This window comes from Streptomyces sp. TSRI0281, from assembly GCF_001905125.1.
In the GTDB taxonomy this organism is placed as follows: domain Bacteria; phylum Actinomycetota; class Actinomycetes; order Streptomycetales; family Streptomycetaceae; genus Streptomyces.
The window spans coordinates 121,390-141,950 of record NZ_LWLE01000033.1; the positions used below are offsets into that span (position 1 = coordinate 121,390).

Annotated in this window: 21 protein-coding genes and 1 pseudogene; 5 read left to right on the forward strand and 17 right to left on the reverse strand. The window is 71.5% G+C overall.

The features are described 5' to 3' along the window. Positions 1-75 precede the first annotated feature (75 nt). The 3 genes and pseudogenes from A6A29_RS29710 to A6A29_RS29720 all read right to left on the reverse strand — a co-directional run. Positions 76-480 (reverse strand): annotated as a pseudogene (locus tag A6A29_RS29710) (TetR family transcriptional regulator C-terminal domain-containing protein); the annotation flags it as partial. Positions 481-557: 77 nt separating this feature from the next. Then, positions 558-1,559 carry an aldose epimerase family protein gene (locus A6A29_RS29715; protein WP_073724652.1) on the reverse strand — a complete coding sequence of 334 codons (1,002 nt, stop codon included), beginning with the start codon at positions 1,557-1,559 and terminating at the stop codon, positions 558-560. 11 nt (positions 1,560-1,570) lie between these two features. Then, the gene (locus tag A6A29_RS29720) at positions 1,571-2,497 is read right to left on the reverse strand and encodes an SGNH/GDSL hydrolase family protein (RefSeq protein WP_073724654.1); all 927 of its coding nucleotides are present in this window, start codon (positions 2,495-2,497) and stop codon (positions 1,571-1,573) included. A gap of 371 nt (positions 2,498-2,868) precedes the next feature. Between A6A29_RS29720 and A6A29_RS29725 the strand changes: the two genes are divergently transcribed. Beyond that, positions 2,869-3,363, forward strand: coding sequence for a DUF3145 domain-containing protein (locus A6A29_RS29725; protein WP_073724656.1), 495 nt, complete (start codon positions 2,869-2,871; stop codon positions 3,361-3,363). 96 nt (positions 3,364-3,459) lie between these two features. Here the strand turns inward: A6A29_RS29725 and fabF are convergent, their stop codons facing one another. The 5 genes from fabF to A6A29_RS29750 all read right to left on the reverse strand — a co-directional run bounded on the left by fabF (position 3,460) and on the right by A6A29_RS29750 (position 8,333). After that, entirely contained in the window at positions 3,460-4,722 is a 1,263-nt protein-coding gene (gene fabF, locus A6A29_RS29730; RefSeq protein WP_073724658.1) for a beta-ketoacyl-ACP synthase II, read from the reverse strand. Positions 4,723-4,801: 79 nt separating this feature from the next. Beyond that, positions 4,802-5,050, reverse strand: coding sequence for an acyl carrier protein (locus A6A29_RS29735; protein ID WP_014045780.1), 249 nt, complete (start codon positions 5,048-5,050; stop codon positions 4,802-4,804). Between the two features lie 64 nt (positions 5,051-5,114). Continuing rightward, positions 5,115-6,116, reverse strand: a complete 1,002-nt coding sequence (locus tag A6A29_RS29740) for a ketoacyl-ACP synthase III (protein ID WP_073724660.1) — start codon at positions 6,114-6,116, stop codon at positions 5,115-5,117. A gap of 13 nt (positions 6,117-6,129) precedes the next feature. After that, positions 6,130-7,044 carry an ACP S-malonyltransferase gene (locus A6A29_RS29745; RefSeq protein WP_073725439.1) on the reverse strand — a complete coding sequence of 305 codons (915 nt, stop codon included), beginning with the start codon at positions 7,042-7,044 and terminating at the stop codon, positions 6,130-6,132. An 89-nt stretch (positions 7,045-7,133) separates the two neighbouring features. Further along, entirely contained in the window at positions 7,134-8,333 is a 1,200-nt protein-coding gene (locus tag A6A29_RS29750) for a PucR family transcriptional regulator (protein WP_073724662.1), read from the reverse strand. 57 nt (positions 8,334-8,390) lie between these two features. On the opposite strand from A6A29_RS29750, the gene A6A29_RS29755 reads away from it, so the two are divergent. Then, entirely contained in the window at positions 8,391-9,047 is a 657-nt protein-coding gene (locus A6A29_RS29755; RefSeq protein WP_073724664.1) for a pirin family protein, read from the forward strand. 116 nt (positions 9,048-9,163) lie between these two features. On the opposite strand, the gene A6A29_RS29760 is transcribed toward A6A29_RS29755, so the two are convergent. Both A6A29_RS29760 and A6A29_RS29765 read right to left on the reverse strand, forming a co-directional pair. After that, positions 9,164-9,430: a DUF397 domain-containing protein gene (locus A6A29_RS29760; RefSeq protein WP_073724666.1), complete on the reverse strand. Its 267-nt coding sequence runs from the start codon at positions 9,428-9,430 to the stop codon at positions 9,164-9,166. After that, positions 9,390-10,238, reverse strand: coding sequence for a helix-turn-helix domain-containing protein (locus tag A6A29_RS29765; RefSeq protein ID WP_073724668.1), 849 nt, complete (start codon positions 10,236-10,238; stop codon positions 9,390-9,392). The genes A6A29_RS29760 and A6A29_RS29765 overlap by 41 nt, the downstream gene beginning before the upstream one ends. Positions 10,239-10,323: 85 nt before the next feature. Between A6A29_RS29765 and A6A29_RS29770 the strand changes: the two genes are divergently transcribed. After that, positions 10,324-10,803 carry an ATP-binding protein gene (locus A6A29_RS29770; RefSeq protein WP_073724670.1) on the forward strand — a complete coding sequence of 160 codons (480 nt, stop codon included), beginning with the start codon at positions 10,324-10,326 and terminating at the stop codon, positions 10,801-10,803. On the opposite strand, the gene A6A29_RS29775 is transcribed toward A6A29_RS29770, so the two are convergent. Then, positions 10,769-11,584 carry a serine hydrolase domain-containing protein gene (locus A6A29_RS29775; protein ID WP_073724672.1) on the reverse strand — a complete coding sequence of 272 codons (816 nt, stop codon included), beginning with the start codon at positions 11,582-11,584 and terminating at the stop codon, positions 10,769-10,771. The two genes, A6A29_RS29770 and A6A29_RS29775, sit on opposite strands and share 35 nt — an antisense overlap. 70 nt (positions 11,585-11,654) lie before the next feature. On the opposite strand from A6A29_RS29775, the gene A6A29_RS29780 reads away from it, so the two are divergent. Together A6A29_RS29780 and A6A29_RS29785 are read left to right on the forward strand one after the other, a co-directional pair. After that, positions 11,655-12,116, forward strand: coding sequence for a MerR family transcriptional regulator (locus tag A6A29_RS29780; protein ID WP_073725441.1), 462 nt, complete (start codon positions 11,655-11,657; stop codon positions 12,114-12,116). After that, on the forward strand, positions 12,116-13,129 hold the full coding sequence (locus A6A29_RS29785; RefSeq protein ID WP_073724674.1) for an aldo/keto reductase: 1,014 nt from the start codon (positions 12,116-12,118) through the stop codon (positions 13,127-13,129). The genes A6A29_RS29780 and A6A29_RS29785 overlap by 1 nt, the downstream gene beginning before the upstream one ends. Before the next feature lie 206 nt (positions 13,130-13,335). Here A6A29_RS29785 and A6A29_RS29790 read toward each other — a convergent pair whose 3' ends face one another. The 6 genes from A6A29_RS29790 to A6A29_RS29815 form a co-directional block, all read right to left on the reverse strand. Next, a complete protein-coding gene (locus tag A6A29_RS29790) occupies positions 13,336-14,544 on the reverse strand; it encodes an acyltransferase family protein (RefSeq protein ID WP_073724676.1) in 1,209 nt (402 codons plus the stop codon). After that, entirely contained in the window at positions 14,541-15,584 is a 1,044-nt protein-coding gene (locus tag A6A29_RS29795; RefSeq protein WP_073724678.1) for an alpha/beta hydrolase, read from the reverse strand. The genes A6A29_RS29790 and A6A29_RS29795 overlap by 4 nt, the downstream gene beginning before the upstream one ends. 137 nt (positions 15,585-15,721) lie before the next feature. After that, a complete protein-coding gene (locus A6A29_RS29800) occupies positions 15,722-16,411 on the reverse strand; it encodes a response regulator (RefSeq protein ID WP_073724680.1) in 690 nt (229 codons plus the stop codon). After that, positions 16,408-17,778, reverse strand: coding sequence for a sensor histidine kinase (locus tag A6A29_RS29805; protein ID WP_073724682.1), 1,371 nt, complete (start codon positions 17,776-17,778; stop codon positions 16,408-16,410). The genes A6A29_RS29800 and A6A29_RS29805 overlap by 4 nt, the downstream gene beginning before the upstream one ends. Before the next feature lie 215 nt (positions 17,779-17,993). Next, positions 17,994-18,962: a DUF4429 domain-containing protein gene (locus A6A29_RS29810; protein ID WP_073724684.1), complete on the reverse strand. Its 969-nt coding sequence runs from the start codon at positions 18,960-18,962 to the stop codon at positions 17,994-17,996. Positions 18,963-19,048: 86 nt separating this feature from the next. Then, a complete protein-coding gene (locus A6A29_RS29815) occupies positions 19,049-20,260 on the reverse strand; it encodes an alpha/beta hydrolase (protein WP_073724686.1) in 1,212 nt (403 codons plus the stop codon). Between the last annotated feature and the right edge of the window lie 301 nt (positions 20,261-20,561).

Consider the following 20,561-nt stretch of genomic DNA (forward strand, 5'->3'; position numbering starts at 1 on the left):
GGCGATGGACAAAATACGCCTCAGCCGCCGTAAATCACCCGCAGGGGACCGTTGTCGATCTTTCTTGCTATGGCGTCATTCCTGGTCAACCCGCGTGTCGGGGGTCGGTGAAGGGTCCTGTCGCAGCAGCCGCAGGAAATCCTGGAAGGCACCCGGCATGTCCACCGACTCCGGGTCCAGCAGCCACTGGTACGGCAAGCCGTCCAGTACCGCCACCAACAGCACCGCCGCCTGCTCCGGGCTCTGTCCGCCCGGCAGCCGGTCGCCGCACTCGGTCCGGAGCATCGCCGCCATCCGGGGCCGGACCTGTGTGCAGCGCCGGGTGAAGAACTCCCGCGCCGGGTGGTCCTCCGTGACGCTCTCGCCGAGCGGCGCCGAGAAGGTCTGGACGATGCCGGGGCGCATCGCGTTGTCCTCCACCAGCGAGCCCAGCAGCTCCGGCCGCCAGGAGCCGTCGCCCGGTGCGCCGCCGGTGTCCCAGCCCGGAGGCGCCCCGGGAGGCCGTCAGCCGCAGCGGGAATCCGTACACCCTCGGCGCACCGGCCTCCCGTGCGCCGTCAACGTACCGAGAACCCGTACACGGTGCTCGACAGGAACTCCTCGCCCGGCCGGAGCACCGTGCTCGGGAACTCCGGCCGGTTCGGGGAGTCCGGGAAGTGCTGGGTCTCCAGCGCGATCCCGGCGCACGGTCCGTACGGCGACCCGTCGAAGTGGTCGGCGGTGTACAGCTGAAGCCCCGGCTCCGTCGTGCGCACCGTCAGCACCCGCCCCGACCAGGCGTCGTACAGCTCCGCGGCGACGGCGTCCCCGGCGGGAGCGTCCAGCACGAAGTTGTGGTCGTACCCCGCGCCCACCACCCTCGTCCCGCGGAAGTCGCACCGGGTCCCCGCCACCGGCACCGACCCACCCGTCGGCAGCGACTCGCCGTCCACCGGGGTGATCCGCCCGGCCGCGATCCACAACTGCTGCCCGAGCGCGCTGCCGCTGTCGGCGCCCGCCAGGTTCCAGTACGTGTGGTTCGTCGGATTCAGCACCGTCGGCGCGTCCGTCGTCGCCCGGTACCCGATCCGCAGCGCCCCGCCCGCGTCCAGGCTGTACGTCACCGAGAACGCGAGCCGCCCGGGAAAGCCCTCCTCGCCGTCCTGCGCGACCAGCGAGAGACGGACCCCGTCCGGGACCTCCCGCGCCTGCCACACCCGCTTGTCGAAGCCGCGCGTCCCGCCGTGCACATGGTTGCGGCCCTCGTTGCGCGTCACCCGGTGCCCGGTGCCGTCCAGGACGAACCCGGCGCCCGCGATCCGGTTCGCGTACCGCCCGACCACCGCCCCGAAATACGGACCCGGGTACTTCTCGTAGCCCGCGACGTCCGGCAGCCCCAGCGCCACCCCGGTCCGCGTGCCGTCCCGTGCCGGTACCTCGACCGACTGCACGATCGCACCGTAGGTCAGCACCCGCACCAGCGTCCCGTCCCGCTCCAGGGTCCAGCGCTGGACACCGGTGCCGTCCGCGAGAGTGCCGAAATCTTCCGTACGTATGGCCGTGGGCCCGCCCGTCGTCATGATTGCGGACCCTACGCCGGGGGCCGCTCCGCCGTAACGTTGCGGTACGCGATCTCCGCCAGCCTGGCCTGTCCGTCGCGCCCCGGATGGAACCAGTCCCACCGGCTGAGCTGCGTACCGGTGAACCGGTAGTCGAAGACCGCCCCGCCGTCGTACCGACAGCGCCGGTCCTTCGCGCACACCTCGCGCAGCACCTCGTTGTACGCGACCACCCGGTCCTGCACCGCGTCCCGCCGGGCCACGGCCGCCGGGCCCATGTCGTCCGCGTCGCCCAGCATCGACTTGCAGATCCCGAGCTTCCAGATCTGCTTGCCCAGCTCGTTCTCGCGCCCCGTGGACCAGAGCCGCTTCAGATCCGGCACGCTCGACACATAAACCTGCGCCTTCGGGGCCGTACCGCGCAGCTGACGCATCGACGCCTCGAACGAGGCCCGGAAGTCCGCCACCGGCGTCATGATCGCGACCGATTCCCGGCAGGCGTCATTGGCGCCGATCATCACCGTCACCAGCTCCGGCTTCTCCTTCGCCGCCAGCGCCATCTGCTCCGGCAACTGGGCTATCCGGGCCCCCGACACGGCGTGGTTCCAGCTGCGCGCGGCCACGTCCGTCGTGCCGAGCAGCCGCACCGCGAGGCTGCGCACCTCGCCGTCCGTACCGGTCGCCCAGGACACCTCGGGGCAGTCGGTCAGCACCGAACAGGCGTCGAACCCCCGGGTGATGGAGTCCCCGACGGCCGCGACCGAGGACGGACTGCGGTCCCAGTCGGGGGTGGGGGAGGGGGACGGAGAGGCGCCGCGCGACGACCCCGACGCGCTGCGGGCGGTCTCATTCGGCCCATTGGTGCAGCCCGCCAGCGCGACGGCGGCGCCGAGAAACGAAACCGCTGTCAGCACGGCGACAGCGGTACGCGAATGAGGGCGTCCCGCACGCTCCGACATCCCTGATCCCTCCGGTCATTCACTGGTTTATGCCTCTGGTAATGCCCCCGGCAAGCCCCGCCGCCCCAGGTCACGGGCGTGCGCGCCCCGCAGGGTGAAAGCTGGACGAATGATGGGCCCGGGACCGACGGTACGTCACACGCCCGACCCCGGGGCACGGTAGTTTCTCCTCGTCGAACCAGTGGCGCCTCGCCCACCCGCGTATACGTGGGGGGCTTCGGCACATTACTTCACGTCACATACTGTCCCTTTTCAGGAGATTAACTCCCGATGCTGTTTACTGATGACAACCTCGGGAACTGGCCGAAAAGAGACGGTACGAGCGCGAGGCCGCTGGGGAAGGCGTACCTCGTCCCACACTGGAGGTCCCGGTGACGACACGTGGAGTCCTGTACGTTCACTCCGCACCGCGCGCGCTGTGCCCACATGTCGAATGGGCGGTAGCGGGTGTCCTCGGTGTGCGGGTTCAGCTGGACTGGATCAGACAGCCGGCCGCTCCCGGCACCTGGCGGTCCGAGTTTTCCTGGAAGGGCAGGCCCGGCACCGCCTCACAGCTCGCCTCGGCGCTCCGGGGCTGGGATCTGCTGCGCTTCGAGGTCACCGCCGAGCCCTGCCCCACCGCCGAGGGTGAGCGCTACAGCTCCACCCCCGAGCTGGGGATCTTCCACGCCGTCACCGGGATGCACGGCGACATCCTGATCCCCGAGGACCGGCTGCGGGCCGCGCTGGCCCGCTCCGTGCGCGGCGAGAGCGACCTGGAGGCGGAGATCGCCAAGCTGCTCGGCAAGCCGTGGGACGACGAACTGGAGTCCTTCCGGCACGCGGGCGAGGGCGCGCCGGTCCGCTGGCTGCACCAGGTGGTGTGAGAACGGCCCCTGATGGGGGGAAAACGGCTTCTGGTACGGCTGTGGCCCGCCTCCCCCGAACCGGGGAGGCGGGCCACAGCCGTACCAGGACCTGCGTCAGACCGAGCGGAACGCCAGCACCACGTTGTGGCCGCCGAAACCGAACGAGTTGTTGATCGCGGCGATCGGCCCCTCGGGCAGCGGACGCGGCTTGTCGCGGACGACGTCCGCCTCCACCGCGTCGTCGAGGTGATCGATGTTGATGGTCGGCGGCGCCATCCGGTTGTACAGCGCCAGGACCGTCGCGACGGTCTCGATGCCGCCCGCGCCACCGAGCAGGTGACCGGTCATCGACTTGGTCGCGGAGATCGCGACGTGGTCGAGATCGTCGCCCAGGACCTTGCGCAGGGCCTTGATCTCGGCGATGTCACCCTGCGGGGTCGACGTGGCGTGCGCGTTGAGGTGAACGACCTCGGACGGCTTGAGGTCCGTCGAGTCGAGCAGGTTCCGCATCGCGGCGGCGATGCCGCGCCCGGTGGGCTCGGGCTGCGCGATGTGGTGGGCGTCAGCGGAAAGCCCCTGGCCCAGCACCTCGCAGTAGACCCTGGCGCCACGTGCGGCGGCGTGCTCGGCGGACTCCAGGACAACGACACCGGCGCCCTCGCCGAGGACGAAACCGTCCCGGGCCGTGTCATAGGGACGAGACGCCTTCTCGGGCTCGTCGTTGCTCTTGGACATCGCCATCATGTTGGCGAACGCGGCGATCGGCAGCGGGTGGATCGCCGCCTCCGTGCCACCGGCGACGACCACGTCGGCGCGGCCGGTGCGGATCATCTCGACGGCGTACCCGATGGCCTCGGCGCCGGAGGCGCAGGCGGAGACCGGGGTGTGGACACCGGCCTGGGCGTTGACCTCCAGGCCGACGTTGGCGGCCGGACCGTTGGGCATGAGCATCGGAACGGTGTGCGGGGAGACGCGGCGTACGCCCTTCTCCTTCAGCACGTCGTACTGGTCGAGCAGGGTGATCACGCCGCCGATGCCGGAGGCGATGACCGTGCCCAGACGCTCGGGGCGGATCTTCTCGTCCTCACCGGCCTTGCCGGTGAAGCCCGCGTCCGTCCACGCCTCACGGGCCGCGATCAGCGCGAACTGCGCCGAGCGGTCCAGCTTGCGGGCGAGCGGGCGCGGCAGAACCTCGCCCGGGTCGACGGCCGCGAGGGCGGCGATCCGGACGGGCAGTTCGGCGAAGCGCTCACCTTCGAGGGGCTTGACGCCGGAGCGACCGGCCATCAGCCCTTCCCAGGTCGATGCGGAGTCGCCACCCAGCGGAGTGGTTGCGCCGATACCGGTGACGACCACGGTGCGATTGGTCGGGATCACTGGAAAATCTTCTCCACGTGTAGAGGGTCGTGAATCAGCGGCGCCACCGCCGGGTGGCGACACACGAGCCGGGGCTGGATCAGCCCTGGTGCTTCAGGATGTAGTCGGCGGCGTCGCCGACCGTCTTGAGGTTCTTGACGTCCTCGTCGGGGATCTTGACGTCGAAGCGCTCTTCGGCGGCGACGACGACCTCGACCATGGACAGCGAGTCGACGTCCAGGTCGTCGGTGAAGGACTTGTCCAGCTGGACGTCCTCGACCGGGATTCCGGCGATCTCGTTGACGATCTCGGCGAGACCGGTGACGATCTCTTCCTGGGTGGCGGCCATGTTGGCGCTCCTTCGATGGTTTTCTTCAGGGTTCGGGTGTGCCGGACCAAAAGGTCCGGTGTGCCTAGGGGAGGGTAACGACCGTCGCGGCGTAGACGAGACCCGCCCCGAAGCCGATGACGAGCGCGGTGTCGCCGCTCTTCGCTTGACCGGTCGCCAGGAGCCGCTCCATTGCGAGCGGAATCGAGGCGGCGGACGTGTTGCCGGTGGTTTCCACGTCGCGGGCGACCGTGACGTGCTCCGGCAGCTTCAGGGTCTTCACCATCGAGTCGATGATCCGCATGTTGGCCTGGTGCGGAATGAAGACGTCCAGGTCTTCCGGGGCGATCCCGGCCGCGTCCAGCGCCTGCTGGGCGACCTTCGCCATCTCGAAGACGGCCCAGCGGAAGACCGCCTGGCCCTCCTGCGTGATGGCCGGGAACTTCTCCGGACGGTCGGTGTGGAACACGTCCCAGGCCACGGTCTGCTTGATGGTCTCGGACTTGTCGCCCTCGGAACCCCAGACGGTGGGGCCGATGGCCGGCTCCTTCGAGGGACCGACGACGACCGCGCCCGCGCCGTCGCCGAACAGGAAGGCCGTCGCACGGTCCTCCAGGTCGGTGAGGTCGCTGAGCCGCTCCACGCCGATCACCAGGACGTACTCCGCCGAACCCTCGACGATCATGCCCTTGGCGAGGGTCAGGCCGTAGCCGAAGCCCGCGCAGCCGGCGGAGATGTCGAAGGCGGCGGGCTTGCCCGCGCCGATCTTGTGGGCGATCTCGGTCGCGATGGCCGGGGTCTGCTTGAAGTGCGAGACGGTGGAGACGATGACCGCGCCGATCTGCTCGGGCGTGATCCCGGCATCGGCGATCGCCTTGCCCGATGCCTCGACGGACATCGCGGACACGGTCTCCTCGTCGGAGGCCCAGTGGCGGGTGGCGATGCCGGAACGCGAGCGGATCCACTCGTCGGACGAGTCGATCGTTTCGAGGATCACCTCGTTCGGCACGACACGGGTGGGGCGGTAGCCGCCGACACCCATGATGCGCGCGTACGCGGCGCCCTGGCTGGGCCTGATCTTCGACATGCTCTCGGGCTCCTTAGGCACCCGCGTGCTCGGAGATGAGCGCGCGGGCCGCGTCGAGGTCGTCGGGTGTCTTGAGCGCGAGGGTCTTCACTCCGGGCAGCGCCCGCTTGGCCAGCCCGGTGAGGGTGCCGCCGGGGCAGGCTTCGATGAGTGCGGTCACCCCGAGTGCCTGGAAGGTCTCCATGCACAGGTCCCAGCGGACCGGATTGGCGACCTGTCCGACGAGCCGGGAGATGATCTCGGCACCGGTGGCGACCGTGGCGCCGTCGGCGTTGGAGACGTACGTCACGGTCGGCTCGGAGACCTTGAGGTCCGCGGCGGCCACGCGCAGCTTCTCCACGGCCGGGGCCATGTGACGCGTGTGGAACGCGCCGGCCACCTTGAGCGGCACCACGCGGCGTACGCCCTCGGGCATGTCGTCGACCAGTGCGGCGATCTGCGCGGCCGTGCCCGCCGCGACGATCTGGCCGCCGCCGTTGATGTTGGCCGGGGTCAGGCCCAGCTTCTCCAGGTGGGCGACCGAGACGTCGGGGTCGCCGCCGAGCAGCGCCGCCATGCCGGTCTCGGCGACCGCGGCGGCCTCGGCCATGCCGAGCCCCCGGGTGCGTACGAGACGGAGCGCGGCCTCGTCGTCGATGACACCGGCGAGTGCGGCGGCGGTGATCTCACCGACGCTGTGGCCCGCGACGACACCGGGGGAGGCGTCGAGGGCGGCGGCCGACAGCAGACCCGCGGCGACGAGCAGCGGCTGGGCCACCGCCGTGTCGCGGATCTCGTCCGCGTCGGCCTTCGTGCCGTAGTGGGCAAGGTCGAGCCCGATGGCGTCGGACCAGGCCGCGATGCGGTCGGTGGCACCGGGGAGGTCGAGCCAGGGAGTCAGGAAGCCGGGCGTCTGAGCGCCTTGGCCGGGAGCGACGAGTACGAGCACACTCACACTCTCTCTTGTGGACGGCCCGATACGCCCGTGGGGACAGGGACGAAGAACCGTCGGGGGAATTGTTGAAGTCCGACAAAAGTCTAGGACTGAGGATCCGCCGCGGCCAAGCGCCCCAGGATGAGGGCGATTCGCAGGGTGAACGCCGAGCGCACATCGGACGGTGACCAGCCGGTGACGTCGGTCACACGTCGTAGCCGGTAGCGCACGGTGTTGGGGTGGACGAAGAGCATCCTGGCGGCACCTTCGAGGCTGCTCGCCTGCTCCAGATAGACACTCAGAGTCTCCAGGAGCGCCGAGCCCGCCTCCTCCAGCGGTCTGTAGATCTCCTCCACCAACTGGTCCCGCGCGGCGGGGTCGCCCGCCATCGCGCGCTCCGGAAGGAGATCGTCCGCCAGTACCGGGCGCGGCGCGTCCTGCCACGCCGAGCAGGCCTTCAGCCCGGCCGCCGCGGCCTGCGCGGACCGGGTGGCGGCGAGCAGGTCGGGCACCACGGGGCCGGCGACCACGGGCCCCGCCGCATACGGGCCGATCAGGCCCTTGGCGACCTGGAGCGGGTTGTCGCTGCCGCCCGCGATGACGACGAGGCGGGTGCCCAGTACGCCGGTCAGGACCTGGAGCTTGGCGTGCCGGGCGGCCCGCCGGATCGCCTCCACGGTCAGCTCGCTGTCCCCGTCGGGCGCGGTGCCCAGGATCACGCAGACGTGCTCGGGGGAGTTCCAGCCGAGCGCGGCGGCCCGGGACACGGCACCCTCGTCCGCCTCCCCGGAGAGCACCGCGTTCACCACGAGGGATTCCAGCCGGGCGTCCCACGCGCCCCGGGCCTCGGCGGCCTGGGCGTACACCTGGGCGGTCGCGAAGGCGATCTCCCGGGCGTAGACGAGCAGCGCCTCGCGCAGCACCGACTCGTCGCCGGGCGCGGCGACCTCCTCGATCGCGGTCTCCATGACCTCGATCGTCGTCCGCACCATCTCCACGGTCTGCCGCAGGGTGATCGCCCGGGTCAGCTCGCGCGGAGCCGTCCCGAACACATCGGTGGAGATGGCCTGCGGGGTCTCCGGATGCCGGAACCACTCGGTAAAGGCGGCGATACCGGCCTGGGCGACCAGGCCGATCCAGGACCGGTTCTCCGGGGGCATCGCCCGGTACCACGGCAGCGTCTCGTCCATGCGGGCGATGGCGTTCGCGGCCAGCCGGCCGGAGGACTGCTCCAGGCGCTTCAGGGTCGCGGCGTGCAGGTGGGCGTCGTTCGCAGCGGACTGCTCAGGATCGGGTCGGGGCACGTACCCAAGACTGCCTTATCGGGGCAGGTGGTCGGGGGGCCGGGCTACCGTGGTCCGGTGATTTCCGTACACAGGTCGGACAACCGCTACGCGGGCGGGGACGCGGCGGCCGGGATCGAGTCCCTGCACGCCTTCTCGTTCGGACGTTTCTACGACCCGGACAACCTCCGCTTCGGCGCGTTCCTGGCGTGCAACGAGGAGCGGCTCGCCCCCGGCGCGGGCTTCGACGAGCATCCGCACAGCCACACCGAGATCGTCACCTGGGTGATCGAGGGCGAACTGACCCACCGCGATTCGACGGGCCGCTCCACGGTCGTCCGCGCCGGGGACCTCCAGCACCTGAGCGCCGCCGCGGGCATGCGCCACGTCGAACGCAACGACACGGACGCCCCGCTGACCTTCCTTCAGGTGTGGCTGGCCCCGCTGGAGCCGGGCGGCGAACCCGCGTACACCGTCGTCCCCGGCCTCGCCGACTCCACCCCGTACGAGGTGTCCCGTGCCGGGGCGACGCTCCGGGTGCACAGGCTCGGTGACGGCGAACGGGCCGCGGTGCCGGACGCGGCACGGGTGTACGTGCATGTGGTACGGGGCCGGGTCACCCTGGGCGGGCAGGAGTTGGGGCCCGGTGACGCGGCGCGGATCACGGAGGCCGAAGGGCTGGAAGCGGTCGCGACGGGCGCGGCGGAGCTGCTGATCTGGGAGCTGGCGGGCTGAGAGCGGGCGGGTGACCCCTGATCGGGACCCCGTACCTCCGTGATCAGGACCCGGCGCCCGTGTGCCTCGCTTCGGGGCGGTAGGCGTGGGGCGGCCGGGTCAACCGGGTTGGCCGATCAGCGCAGCCCGTCCACGAACGCCCGCCAGGCGTCGGCGCCGAGGATGATGGCGGGGCCGTCCGGGTTCTTGCTGTCGCGGACGGGGACGGAGCCGCAGGAGGCGTCGGCCATCTCGACGCACTCGCCGCCGGTGTTTCCGCTGTAGGACGACTTCCGCCAGGTCGCGCCGCCGGTGACGGTGCACTCGACGCAGTCGCCGCCCGTGTTTCCGCTGTAGCTGGACTTACGCCACCGCGCACTCTTCAGATCGGGGCCGGTCTCCATAACGCTCCTCCATCACGCGGGCGATCAGCGTCACCGAATCCTCCACGGAGAGTGCGGTGGCCTGGAGATGAGCGTATCGGAGCGAAGCCTCCCTGACCGTGTCGGGACTGGCGGTCATATGGCCGGAGATGACGTCCTCGGTGTAGACGATGTCCGGATCGTCGCTGAAACGTAGTTGGTTGAACGACCCTGCCAGGCTTGCATGTTCACCGGCAGAGAAGGGCAACACCTGAATCCGCATCCAGCGGTGCGCGGAGAACTCCAACAGCTTGCCGAGTTGTGCGCGCATGACCTCGTGGCCGCCGATCGGCCGGTGCAGCACGGCCTCGTCGAGGATCGCCCAGGCCATCGGCGGCCGTTCCTGTTCCAGGATGCGCTGGCGCTCCATGCGGCCCGCCAGCAGACCTTCCAGATCGTCCGGCATGCCGGTGGCGAGCACCGCTCTCGCGTACTCCTCCGTCTGCAACAGTCCGTACACCAGCTGTGCCTGGTACGTCGAGATGTACGCGGCCTTCGCCTCCATGTCCGCGTACGGCTGGAACCAGGTCGGCAGTTGGCTGCGCAGGACCAGGCCGATCAGCCGCGAGAACACCCCGTCCGTACCCAGCGCGGCGTCCAGCCGCTCCGAGAAATCGCGGGTGGGGACCTTCTTCGTCGTCTCGATCTGGCCGATCAGCGAGCCCGTGCAGAAGATGAGCGCGCCCAACTGGCCCTGTTTCAGGCCGTGCGCCTCGCGTTGGCGGCGCAACTCCCAGCCGTAATAGTCCAGGGGGGAGGCGCTGGGATCGAGGCACTGGATGTTGGCCACTGCGGGGGACCTCCGGCGTTCAACGCCTGGCGGCGTTCGTTTCCGTACGTAGCCGAGCGTAGCCAATCGGTCGCACGATGGTGACATGAATCACGTAACTGCTCCCCGGCCCGACCCCGGAGAGCCCGCATACCGCGCCGAATTCGCGATGGGTGAGCACTCGGCCCGGCATCTGCGCCGCATCCTGCGGCTGTACCTGACCGGCTGGGGCCTGCTCGACGTCGCCGACGCGGCGGAACTCGCGTTCACCGAGCTGATCGCCAATGTGGTGCGGCACGTTCCCTGCCGCCGCTGCCAGACCTTCATCTTCCGGCTGCCGGACGGTGACGGTGTGCGCGTGGAGGTGGCGGACGCCAGCCCGCAGGAACCCGCCGTCGCTGTGGGTGACGTGCTCGCCGAGGGCGGGCGCGGGCTGGTCCTGGTCGACGCCGTCACCGACAAGTGGGGTGTGGAGACACGGCGGGACGGCCGCGGCAAGACGGTGTGGTTCGAGTGCATGTCCGCCGCGCCGGGGGCTGCTCGCCCTCCGGTTACGCCGCGAGCTCCCTCAGCACCGCGTCCGTGAACGGCGTCCACGCCTCGGCCGCCCACGGTCCGAAGGGCCGGTCGGTCAGCGCGACGCAGGCCGCGCCCGCGACCGGGTCGATCCACAGGAACGTACCGGACTGGCCGAAGTGTCCGAAGGTGGCCGGGGACGAGGAAGTGCCCGTCCAGTGCGGGGACTTGGCGTCCCGGATCTCGAAACCGAGGCCCCAGTCGTTCGGGTTCTGGTGACCGTAGCCGGGCAGTACGCCCTTGAGGCCCGGGTGCACCACGGTCTGGGCTTCGAGGACCGTACGGGGGTCGAGGAGGCGGGGAGCCTGTACCTCGGCGGCGAACCGGACCAGGTCGTCCACGGTCGAGACACCGTCGCGGGCGGGCGAGCCGTCCAGCGTGGTCGACGTCATGCCCAGCGGCTCCAGGACCGCCTGGCGCAGATACTCCGGGAACGGGATGCCGGACGCCTTGGCGATGTGGTCCCCGAGTACCTCGAAGCCCGCGTTGGAGTACAGCCGACGGGTGCCGGGAGGCGCCGTCACCCGGTGCTCGTCGAAGGCGAGGCCACTGGTGTGCGCGAGGAGGTGGCGCACCGTGGACCCCTCGGGACCGGCCGGTTCGTCCAGCTCGACCGCCCCCTCCTCGTACGCCACGAGCGCCGCGTAGGCCGCGAGCGGCTTGGTGACCGAGGCGAGCGGGAAACGGTGCGCGGTGGGGCCGTGCGTACCGAGGACGGTGCCGTCCGCTCGTACGACGGCCGCCGCCGCGGTGGGGACGGGCCAGTTGTCGATCATCGCCAGGCTCTGCATGCGTACGAGCCTAAACCCGTCCCCGTTTGCGCTTGCTTCGAGTGCACTCCAAGGTTCTAGCGTGGAGGTCATGACGGTGATGGAGAGCACTTCCGTACGGACGGACGCCTGCGCGGCTGCTCCACGGGCGCATCCGCGTCCCGAGGGGCAGGACTGCTACACCATCAGCGAGGTCGTCGCGTTCACCGGACTCACCGCGCACACCCTGCGCTGGTACGAGCGGATCGGGCTGATGTCGCACGTCGACCGTTCGCACACGGGGCAGCGCCGGTTCAGCAACCGCGATCTGGACTGGCTGTCCTTCGTCGGCAAGCTGCGGCTGACAGGGATGCCGGTCGCCGACATGGTCAGGTACGCCGAGCTGCTGCGCGAGGGCGAGCACACCTTCGAGGAACGGCAGGAACTGCTGGAGGCGACCCGCCGCGACGTGAAGACGCGGATCGCGGAACTCCAGGACACGCTCGCCGTCCTCGATCACAAGATCGACTTCTATGCGGGCGCCCGTCGGGCGCCGGAAAGGCCCTGTGTCTGATGACTGACAACAAGATCGCCACCACGGAGCTGGGCAAGGGCGGACCGCAGGTCGGTGTGCAGGGACTCGGCTGCATGGGCATCAGCGAGTTCTACGGGGACACCGACGAGACCGCCGCCCGGGACACCCTGGAAGCGGCGCTGGAGGCGGGCGTCACCCTCTTCGACACCGCCGATGTGTACGGGCGCGGGGCCAACGAGGAGTTCCTCGCCCCGTTCGTCGGCGCGCACCGCGACGAGATCACCCTGGCCACCAAGTTCGCCATAGAGCGGACCGACGACCCGCACTACCGCGGGGTGCGCAATGACCCCGCGTACATCCGGCAGGCCGTCGAGGACAGCCTCCGCAGGCTGAACACCGACGTCATCGACCTCTACTACATGCACCGCCGCGACCCGCTCGTGCCGCTGGCCGAATCGGTCGGGGCGATGGCCGACCTGGTCCGCGAGGGCAAGGTCAAGCAGCTGGGCCTGAGCGAGGTGACCGGTCCGGAGCTGCGTGAGGCGCACGCCGTGCACCCGATCGCCGCCCTCCAGTCCGAGTGGTCGATCTTCAGCCGGGACGTGGAGAACAGCGCGGTCGGAGCGGCGGTCGAACTCGGGGTGACCTTCGTGCCGTACTCGCCGCTCGGCCGCGGCTTTCTGACCGGGGCGTTCACCGACGCGGGCAAGGACCTGTCGGAGAGCGACTTCCGCAAGCACCAGCCGCGCTTCACCGGCGAGAACGCCCGGAAGAACGCCGCTCTGCTGGAGCCCGTGCACAAGATCGCCGCGGCGCACGGGGCGACGCCCGCGCAGGTGGCCCTCGCCTGGGTGCAGCAGCGCGCCGGGGTGTACGGCCTGGCCGTGGTCCCGATCCCGGGGACCCGCAAGCGCAGCCGCCTGCTGGAGAACGTCGCGGCGACCCGGCTCACCCTGACGCCCGAGGAGCTGGCCGTGCTGGAGCCGATCGCCGGGCAGGTGGCGGGGGATCGCTACCCCGACATGAGCAGCACGTCGGCGGCCCGCGAGTAGGACGGGAACGGGTTGCCCGGGGGCGCGCGGGGGCCGCTGGGGTTGCGGAGCCCGCTGGGGCCGCCCCGACGCGGAGACCGCGGACGGGCCGCCCCGGCCTCACGCCCACCCCGGCCTCACGTCCGCCCCGGCGCGGAGACCGCGCACGGGCCGACCTGGCCCCACGCCAGCCCCAGTGCGGACACCGCGCACGCCCCGCCCCGCCCTCACGCCAGCCCCAGCGCGAACACCGCGAACCCCGCCGCGAGCAGCCCCGCCGTCGCGCGGCGGGCGTTCGCGGCGCGGGTGCCCGCCTTCCAGGGCTCCTCGAAGCGGCGCGCGTACCGGGCGATCAGCACCAGCAGCCCGGCGAACAGCGGCATCCAGGCCAGCCGGGCCAGAATCCAGCCGAGTGAGTCGGGGCCGGTCGTCAGCCCCGGCACGGCACCGGCGAACGACGCCGGGACGGCCGCGGCGAGCATCGCCGTCTGGTGCCAGCACAGGATCGTCATCGCCGACAGGTTGATCACGACGACCGGCGCCCACACCAGCGGCTTGCGCAGCAGCCGGCCGATCCGGTCCCGCAGCAGGATCGCCGCACCGCTCTGCGCGGCGGCCAGCGCCAGGACCAGTAGCGACGGCGGATGCGAGTTGGTGCGCGCCTCACCCGGTACGCCGACCATCGACGCCGGGTAGTGGAAGACGAGCAGCAGCGCGGCGAACAGCACACCGCCGCCGACGAGCAGGACACGCGCGCCCCGCTTCCCGATCCGCCCCTCGCCCCACGAGACACCGAGCTGATACGCGAAGAGCCAGCCCGGCAGGATGTTCAGCACACTCAGCCAGGACGGGACGGCCTCCGCGAACGGCCCGTAGCGCAGGAAGTCCACGACGGCGACCGACGCCAGCAGCGGCACGGCGGCCCAGCCGCCCAGCTTCTTCGCGATCCTTATGCACAGCGGGGTGAGGGCCGTGACCACGGTGTACACCCCGACGAACCAGAGCGGCTGGATCACCAGCGTCGACCCCGTACGCAGCGTGTCGCCGGGCACGCCCAGCGCGTACAGCACCGGGATCAGCACCGCCCAGACGGCGGTCACCCCCAGCACCGGCCTGCCCAGCCGGGCCAGCCGGCCGCGCAGCCAGGCACCCGTCGTGGACTTCCGGCGGCGGTAGGAGAGCACCGAGGCGTACCCGCCGACCAGGAAGAAGATGCCGAGCATCTGGAGCACCCAGCTGATCGGGGCGAAGAACCCGAAGGCGGAGAGCGGGCTCGCGTTGTGCAGGGCGCCGCCGCCGTCGAGCGTGAAGCCGCCGAGCAGCCAGTGGCCGGTCGGCACGGCGAGCAGGGCCAGGGCCCGCAGCCCGTCGACGGCCCGGTCTCGATGGGCGGGGGTGCGGGCGTCGATCCGTGTCGCGAGCTGCTTGACGTTCATCGTCCGGCCCCTTCCGCGATGGCGGCGAAGGCGCGGAGCGAGTCCGTCCCGGGCACGAAGTAGCCGGTGTGCCCCTCGGCCTCCCGCGCGGGGACGCGGCGGGCCCCGAAGTGTGGATCGGCCGGGTCGTTGCCGTGCCCCAGACCGGCGAACCGTACGTTCGGCACCCGGTCGATCCAGTCGGTGGCGTCCTTCGCCGCCCAGACCCGGGCCCGGGTGTGCAGCTCGCCGACGTTGTCGGCGCGCATGCCGGGGGAGCCGAGTACCACCAGGTCGGTGGCGCGCAGCCGGGGCGCGGCGAGGCCGCAGACGACGGAGCCGTAGCTGTGGCAGAACACCGCGGGCTCGGGCAGGGCGTCGGCCGTCAGCCCGGCGGTGAACCGGGCCAGCCGGTCCGCCCCCGCCTCGGCCAGATCACCGGTCGCGGCGTCGAGACCGACGCCCACGGGGGTGGTGTAACCGGCCCAGGCGATGACCGCGCTGCCCGGACCGCTCTGCGCGTACAGCGACTTCGCCATGCCGGCCGGAGTGCCGTACACATCGTCTCTCCGGTCGAAGGTCCCGGCGTCGATGTCCGAACCGGGGACCACGACGGACACCCGGCGCGCGGACCTCAGCTCCCCGAACACCTCGGCGACCTGACCCCGGCCGCGCGGGTCGAACGCGAGGATCTGCCGCCCCGGCGCCGCGAGACTCCGGTACCGGAGTTCGTGACCGGCCTTCAGGGACAGCGCGTTGGCGCGGTAGCGCAGCTCGACCGGAGCGCCGTCGAGATTGCCGACGACCAACGGGTGGCGTACCACCAGCATCTGCTGCTGCTCGGCGCTCAACCCCCGGAAGAACGCGGCCACTTCGGCCGGAGTGGTCCGCCCCGGATCGGGCAGCGTCCGCCCCAGCGCATGGTCCGCCCGCCAGGAGGCGCTGCCCGGCGGTGGCCCGGTCAGCGCCTGTTGCGCGTCCCCCGACACCCACCCGGCGGACCCCGCCACCACCGTGGTCGCCAGTGCGACCGCGACCAGGGTCCTCGCGTATCGACGCATCTCGCCCTCCCTCTCCGGCTGTCGTACGCCGATCGGCGCGACGGAGAGGAAGGTAGGAAGAGGACGGGGGGAAGAGCGTCACACCGGGGAGCCAAGTGCGAGGTGATACCGGGGTAGGGGGTGTATGACCCGGGGCGCTACGCCCCCGTGTCCCCCGGCGCCACCAGCCCCGACTCGTACGCGAAGATCACCGCCTGCGCCCGGTCCCGCAGATCCAGCTTGGCCAGCACCCGGCCGATGTGCGTCTTCACCGTCTGCTCGGCCAGCACCAGCCGCCCCGCGATCTCCTGGTTGGACAGCCCCCGCGCGATCAGCTCCAGCACCTCGCTCTCGCGCGGCGTGAGCCCGTTCAGCCGCAGCGCGGCGCCGCTGCGGGCCGCCCCGGACGGCCGCTGAGCCGCGAAGTCCGCGATCAGCCGGCGGGTCACGGACGGCGCCAGCAACGCGTCCCCCGCCGCCACCACCCGTACCGCCGAGATCAGGTCCGCCGGCGGGGCGTCCTTCAGCAGGAACCCGGACGCGCCGGCGCGCAGCGCCTCGTACACGTAGTCGTCCACGTCGAAGGTGGTGAGCATCAGCACCTTCGGCCGGTGCACCACGCCCACCGGCGGGTTCAACAGCTCACGGGCCGCCGCCAGGCCGTCCATCTCGGGCATCCGGACATCCATCAGCACCACATCGGGATGCTGGTTCCGGCTCACCTCGACGCCCCGGCGCCCGTCCGGCGCCTCGCCCACCACGTCGATGTCGCTCTGCGCCGACAGCAGTGCCGCGAAACCTGCCCGCACCATGGCCTGGTCGTCGACGATGATCACGCGGATGGTCAAGAGTCCTCCGAAGTCGGGTGGGCGGACGGGGCCGGCCGGGCTACCGGAGCCGGCCGCGCCGACGGGGCTCCGGCCGGTGGCAGCGGCATCCGGGCGGCCACCCGGAAACCCCCGTCGGGCAGCGGGCCCGTGTCCAGGGATCCGCCGGTCAACCGTACGCGCTCGCGCATCCCGACCAGCCCGTGCCCGGTCCCCGTCGTCTCCAGCGGCGAACGGGTCAGGTTCGCCGGGCTGTTGACGACCAGCACCGTCAGATGGCCCGCGCCCGCCGTGATGGACACCTGGGTCCGCGCCCCCGGCGCGTGCCGGATCACATTGGCCAGCGCCTCCTGCACGATGCGGTACGCCGACAGATCCACCGCCGACGGCACCTCGCCGAGATCCGCCGCCAGCGACAGTTCGGCCGGCACCCCCGCCCGCACCGTCGCCTCCACCAGCTGCTGCACACGGTCGATGCCGGGCTGCGGCGCCCGGTCACCCTCCGTGCCGTCACTGCGCAGCACCGACAGCAGCCGCCGCATCTCGCCCAGCGACTCCCGCGCACTGGCCGCGATGGCCGTGAACTCCTCGCGCGCCTCGTCCGACAGACCGCTGATCCGGTACGGCGCGGAGTCGGCCTGCACCGTGATCACCGACATATGGTGCGCGACCACGTCGTGCAGCTCGCGGGCGATCCGGGTCCGCTCCTCCAGCAGCGTGCGCTGTGCCCGCTCGGTCTCGCTGATGGTCTCCTGCTCGGCGAGCCGGCGCTGCGCCTCGCCCCGTTCCCGTACCGCGGTCCCGATCACCAGCACCACCGCGCCGAGGATGAACAGCAGCAGCGCGCTGCCGTTGCTGCGCTCGGGCGCGACCAGATACAGCACCAGACCGACGGTGCCCGTCAACAGCCAGACACCGATCACGGTCCGCCGGGTCTCGCGCAGACCGATCGCCAGCAGCAGGAACAGATAGGCGACGATGGCCGGCGGGGTCCACGGCCAGGCGTCGTACTTCTCGACCGGCTTCGACAGGAGGACGAACGCGCCGAGGATGTCGGCGGGAAAGATGATCCACCAGGCCTGCAGGGGCCGGTGCGCCAGCATCAGCAGCGGGGCGGCCTGGGCGACGGCCAGGGCTCCGGCCACGCCTCCCGTCAGACCGTACTGCGCGGTCAGGACGTTGATGGTGACCGGGACGAAGACCGAGGTGAGCGCGATCACCACCGCGTACGGAAGCAGCCGCTGCCACCGTTTCGGGGCACCGGCCAGGAGCGGAGTGGGCGGATGGGACACGTGGGACAGCCCGTGGGCGAGCTCGCGCAGATTGCGGCGGGCGGCGCTCAGCAGACCATCGGCGGGCGGCGGCGGCCCGGCGGGGGAAGTGGACATGGCCTGATCAGCCTAGGCAGGACGGCTGCCCCACGGCGTCATACCGGAGTGTCGAACTGCCCGCCGCCCCTCATACCCGGGTACGGGGTGCGGGCGCGGGTGACGGGATGGGTGCGCCGGCACGGGTACGGGGTGCGGGCGCGGGTGACGGGATGGGTGCGCCGGTACGGGGACGGGGTGCGGGTGGTGCGAGTGGGACCGCGCCCCCGCGCTCCCTACAGCTCCGCCAGCAGTTGCGCCTTCTTCGCGCTGTACTCGTGGTCCGTCACCAGACCGGCCTGATGCAGCTCCCCGAGGTGCCGTATCCGCTCGGCGATGTCCGCCGGATCGCGCCGCCCGGCGCCCACCAGGGCCGGGGCGGGGCCGACCGGCGCGGGATGGGTCCTGCGCACGGATTCGAGTACGGCGGCGGCGAAGGGCAGCGACTCGTGCACCGGCCCGTAGCCGAGGCCGAAGAGCACCGCCGCCGGGTCCTGGTCCGCCCGTGCCGGGTGTCCGGCGTCGGGGCGGGCGGACCCGGGCGCCGAGGACGCCGGGGCGACGGGACCGGCCGGTCCGTGCGGGTCGCCGGGACGGCCGCCCGCGCCGCCGGTCACCGCCACCGCCGTACGGGGCACGAGGCGCAGATAGCCTTCGAGCGCCTCGGGCGAACGCCATTCGACCCCACACAGTTCGGCCACCGGGAACGTCTGGTCGCCCGCCTTCCACTTGGCGCTGGAGGCACCGGTCCACGACCACCGGAAGGAGATCCGCTCCCCGTCGAAGCTGGCCCTGCCGTCGTACGCCTTGAAGTGCATCGGCGCCTCGGGAACGGTGACCAGGAACCGGTCGGCGGGTATGCCGTCGTCGGGTCCCAGCAGGGCGCGCAGCTCGTCCGCGTAGTACTCGGCGAGCACCTCCCGCTCCGCCGGAAGCACCAGGCGGTACGGGTCGCACCCGTCCTTCAGCTGTCCCGCGGCAGCCTCGACCAGGGGATCGGCACCCGGTCTCGGCACCGCGTGAAGAACTACCGTGCCCCGCTTGCCGGGGGTAAGCGTCACCGACGCCAACGCCGCATACGGGATGCGGCGTTCACGCAGGCTCTGGAAGAGCTTCGGCGTGCGGATACCCCGTTCGAAGCGGATGAGCACGGAGTCGGTGTCGAACTCCCAGGTGGCATGAATTCCGGCCAGCACATCACCCATGTGCCTCATCGTATGTGGCACAGGCCCGTACGTCCCCCCTCGGCGTAAGTCGCAATTCATCGGACAGCCACCGCGCTCTACGCGCGTCAGGTGTCCCGCTCGCCGGAAATACCGCTGCGGCAGGCGCTGTCGGCCCCCGCACAGCTGACCGAACCGTACGCGCCCACGCCGATCGCGGCGAAGTTGCTGAGGCTTTCGGTGCCCGGCTCGAAATAGCCGCTGTGGCCGATCGCGTCGCCCGCCGACACGATCCGCGCCCCGAAGTCCGGGTCGACCGGGTCGGCCCCGTGACCGATCCCGCCGACCGCCAGGTACGGGACGTCCTGGATCCAGTCGTCGCGGTCCCGCATCGCCCACACCCTGGCGTCGGTGTCCAGCTGCTCGGCGCTGTCGGCCCGCATGCCGGGGCTGCCCGCGACCGCGATGTCGGACACCCTGGCGGGCACTTCGTGGGCGGCGACCCCGCACAGCACGGAGCCGTAGCTGTGGCAGAAGAGCGAGACGGCCGAGGTGCCCGGCAGCGCGCTCACCATGGCGTTCAGCCGGACCGCCCCGACCGCCGCGAGCCGGCCGAGGGCGGCGTCCATGCCGATGCCCGCGGGGGCGGTGTAGTCGGCCCAGGCGATGACGGCGGTAGGGGTGCCGGGGCGGGCGGCGCGCTCGGCCCCGTACAGCGACCGCGCCATGCCGACCGGCGCCGAGTACGTGCGTCCGGCGGACCGCTCCAGCGTCAGCAGATTGGTGTCGACGCCCGGCACCACGACGGAGACCCGGGAGGCCCGGTCGAGATCGCCGAAGACCTCGGCGGCACGGCCCTTCCCGGACGGATCGAAGGCCAGGATCTGCCGGTCCTTCGCGAGCATCGACCGGAAGCGCTCCAGCCGGTGCACCGCCTCGCCCCGGCCGTCCGGGGAGAGCGTGCTGTCGTGGGCCCGGGCGGACTCCACGGACTGTGCCTGTTTCAGGGCCAGCCGGTTGGCGTGGTAGCGCAGGGTGACCGGGGCGCCGTTCAGATTTCCCACGACCAGGGGGTACTCGTCCGCGAGCGCCACCTGTTGTCCGGTGGTCAGTGTGGCGAAGAAGTGGGCCAGCCGGTAGGGCGGCGCGGTGACGTCCGGCAGCGCGTGACCCGCTATGCGGTCCCGCGCCCACGAGGAGAGGGCGATCTCGCGCGGCTCGTCGGAGCGTTGCTGGCGGACGGCGGTCCAGCCCGTGGTCGCCAGCATCACGAACACGACCGCGACGGCGAGCAGCGCGCGCCATGCGGTCAACGTGGGGGAGGAGTCGAAGGAAGTCACTGCCCCACACATTAGGAGACGTGCGACGACCGCCGTTACGAGGGTGACGCACATCACTGGGCCACGGGGAATCGACGTCGGATTCCTGACGCTCCGTAGGCAACTCGCGTACGCTCCGGTGCGCTCCGGGGGCCGTCGGCCCGTGCTGATGTCCGATGCGCGCACCGGCGTGTGAGTGGGTGTGAGGTCGGCCACGGCGGAGGCTGAGAGCTGCGGCACAGAGGGCTGGGCCGGGCGCGCGCGGGCGGGCGGACGGGGCTGCGGTTCAGGAGGGGGGTGCGCTCAGGGCGGGATGGCGCCT

What these genes read in the sequence shown, in the direction of transcription:
- A6A29_RS29715 (WP_073724652.1), bottom strand. Translation starts at nt 1,559, where the DNA reads ATGACGACGGGCGGGCCCACGGCCATACGTACGGAAGATTTCGGCACT.
- A6A29_RS29720 (WP_073724654.1), bottom strand. Translation starts at nt 2,497, where the DNA reads ATGTCGGAGCGTGCGGGACGCCCTCATTCGCGTACCGCTGTCGCCGTG.
- A6A29_RS29735 (WP_014045780.1), bottom strand. Translation starts at nt 5,050, where the DNA reads ATGGCCGCCACCCAGGAAGAGATCGTCACCGGTCTCGCCGAGATCGTC.
- A6A29_RS29740 (WP_073724660.1), bottom strand. Translation starts at nt 6,116, where the DNA reads ATGTCGAAGATCAGGCCCAGCCAGGGCGCCGCGTACGCGCGCATCATG.
- A6A29_RS29760 (WP_073724666.1), bottom strand. Translation starts at nt 9,430, where the DNA reads ATGGAGACCGGCCCCGATCTGAAGAGTGCGCGGTGGCGTAAGTCCAGC.
- A6A29_RS29770 (WP_073724670.1), top strand. Translation starts at nt 10,324, where the DNA reads ATGAATCACGTAACTGCTCCCCGGCCCGACCCCGGAGAGCCCGCATAC.
- A6A29_RS29775 (WP_073724672.1), bottom strand. Translation starts at nt 11,584, where the DNA reads ATGCAGAGCCTGGCGATGATCGACAACTGGCCCGTCCCCACCGCGGCG.
- A6A29_RS29780 (WP_073725441.1), top strand. Translation starts at nt 11,655, where the DNA reads ATGACGGTGATGGAGAGCACTTCCGTACGGACGGACGCCTGCGCGGCT.
- A6A29_RS29785 (WP_073724674.1), top strand. Translation starts at nt 12,116, where the DNA reads ATGACTGACAACAAGATCGCCACCACGGAGCTGGGCAAGGGCGGACCG.
- A6A29_RS29790 (WP_073724676.1), bottom strand. Translation starts at nt 14,544, where the DNA reads ATGAACGTCAAGCAGCTCGCGACACGGATCGACGCCCGCACCCCCGCC.
- A6A29_RS29795 (WP_073724678.1), bottom strand. Translation starts at nt 15,584, where the DNA reads ATGCGTCGATACGCGAGGACCCTGGTCGCGGTCGCACTGGCGACCACG.
- A6A29_RS29805 (WP_073724682.1), bottom strand. Translation starts at nt 17,778, where the DNA reads ATGTCCACTTCCCCCGCCGGGCCGCCGCCGCCCGCCGATGGTCTGCTG.
- A6A29_RS29810 (WP_073724684.1), bottom strand. Translation starts at nt 18,962, where the DNA reads ATGGGTGATGTGCTGGCCGGAATTCATGCCACCTGGGAGTTCGACACC.